Here is a 2,014-nt window from a genome sequence, read left to right as displayed (position 1 = left end):
CCGCCCACCACCCCACGCCGCGCCGGCGCAGGTCCCGCATCAGCACTGGGATGAGGAACGCATGGTTGCGGGGGTCGACGATCTCGATCTCCACATCATCGGGCAGGTGGTGCCGGAGCGACCGGTAGACATCGGCGAACGGCTCCCAGTCCGTCCGTTCGATGTTCCGGGTCCCCCCGCGCACGGGATGATGGTGCGGCTCGACACACACGCCCTTCGCGGAGCCTCCGCTGCAACAGCCCGCTCCGACCCCGTCGGACATGTCCCACGGCCGGATCAGTAGGACTCTCATAGCTCGTCCTCCCGAGACGACGTCTCGGCGCCAGCGCCGCTGTCTCCCCCACCGGCGGTAGCACGACGCTCGGCGAGCGCCCGGCGCATGGCGCCGATGGCCTCTACGATCAACCATACGGCGAGGACGAAGATGATCGCATCCAGTGGCGCCAGCACCCATTCACCCTCGTCGATGAACTCGAAGAACTGGATGAACAGCGCCCAGCTCGTCATGATCAGCAGGAAGACCAATGGAACGACGGCGGCCGCCGGGTTGCGCCGGTTACGCGTCACCCACACCGCGATCACGGCGAGCGCCAGGCCCGCGGTCAGCTGGTTGGTGGTACCGAACAGCCGCCACAGAGTCCCGAACGTGTAGCCCTCGTCGCCGTCACCCGGCACCAGCGCCAGAGCCAGTGGCACGACGACGGCCACCAGGCCGGCCAGCGTCAAGCTGCGGGCCAGCTTGGTCCAACCCAGCAACGTTGAGATCTCCTGCACGACGTAGCGCTGCAGCCGGATGCCGGTGTCCATCGTGGTCGCCGCGAACGACACCACAACAACCGCCGCGAACACGGTGGCCAGTTGGAACTCCACGCCGAGGTTGTTCGCGAACTGCGCGATCCCGTTGACGAAATTCGAGGTCGCGCCGCCGGAGGCGTCCGCATGGGTCGCGTACAACTCGTCCCACTCCACACGGGTCGCGGCTACGCCCGCGCTGACCGCCAGCACCGAGGCGAGCGCCAGGCTTCCCTCCCCGAGGGCGCCCATGTAGCCGACATGGCGGGCGTCACGCTCGTTGGCCAGCTGTTTGGACGTCGTACCTGATGAGACCAGCGAATGGAAGCCGGAGATCGCACCACAGGCGATGGTGATGAACAGGAACGGGAAGATGCTGGGCGAGCCGTCAGGGACGTCGTTCAGGGCAGGCGCCACCATCGTGTCCCAGCCCACGAGCACACCGAGGAAGGTCACAGCCAAGGCGATGAACAGCTGATGCGAGTTAATGTAGTCGCGTGGCTGAAGGAGAAGCCACACCGGGAGCCGGGACGCGATGAAGGTGTACAGGAACATGATCACGACCCACAGGTCGCGGGTCTGCCCGAAGCCGAGCGCGTCAGCCAGGCCGTCGATCTCGACCGGAACCTCGTTCCCGACCCAGATCAGGAAGTACAGCCCGATGACGCCGATGATCGACGGCACCAGAGCCGCCGTACGAGTGCGGTAGATGTACTGGCCGATCGCGATGGCCAGCGGGATCTCGACGAAGATCGGGATCACCGCGCCCGGGTTCGCCACCAGGAGATTGCCGATCACCACCGCGAACACCGCGTTCACCAGCGTCAGCAGGAAGAAGATGATGCAAAGGAACAGGATTCTGGAGCGCTTGCTGATGACGTCCGCGGTCAGCGTGCCGATGTTGCGTGCCTGGTGCCGGATGGAGACGACCAGCGCGCCGAAGTCGTGCACTCCGGCAGCGAAGATCGTCCCGATAACGATCCACGCCAGCGCAGGTCCCCATCCCCAGAACACCGCGATCGCAGGGCCGACGATCGGAGCCGCACCCGCGATCGACGTGAAATGGTGACCGAACAGGACGTGCTTGTTGGTCGGGACGAAATCCACCCCGTCGGCGAATTCCTGAGCCGGGGTGATGCGTTCAGGATCGAGCGCATACACCTTCTCCGCCAGGTATTTGGAGTAATAGATATACCCCAGCGCGAAGACGGCGAAGACCGTG

At 65.3% G+C, this 2,014-nt stretch carries 1 protein-coding gene and 1 pseudogene; both read right to left on the bottom strand.

Annotated elements, in window-relative coordinates; all coding sequences use genetic code 11:
* A pseudogene (locus tag ELR45_RS35150) lies at positions 1 to 184 on the bottom strand (hypothetical protein); the annotation flags it as partial.
* 104 nt (positions 185 to 288) lie between these two features.
* On the bottom strand, positions 289 to 2,014 hold a 1,726-nt coding region (locus ELR45_RS13530), incomplete at its 5' end, for a carbon starvation CstA family protein (protein ID WP_165367752.1).

Origin of the sequence: Phytoactinopolyspora endophytica (genome assembly GCF_004138495.1) — a bacterium.
In the GTDB taxonomy this organism is placed as follows: Bacteria; Actinomycetota; Actinomycetes; order Jiangellales; family Jiangellaceae; genus Phytoactinopolyspora; species Phytoactinopolyspora endophytica.
Note: the sequence above shows the minus strand (reverse complement) of the source record. Positions and strands in the feature narration are given on the sequence as shown.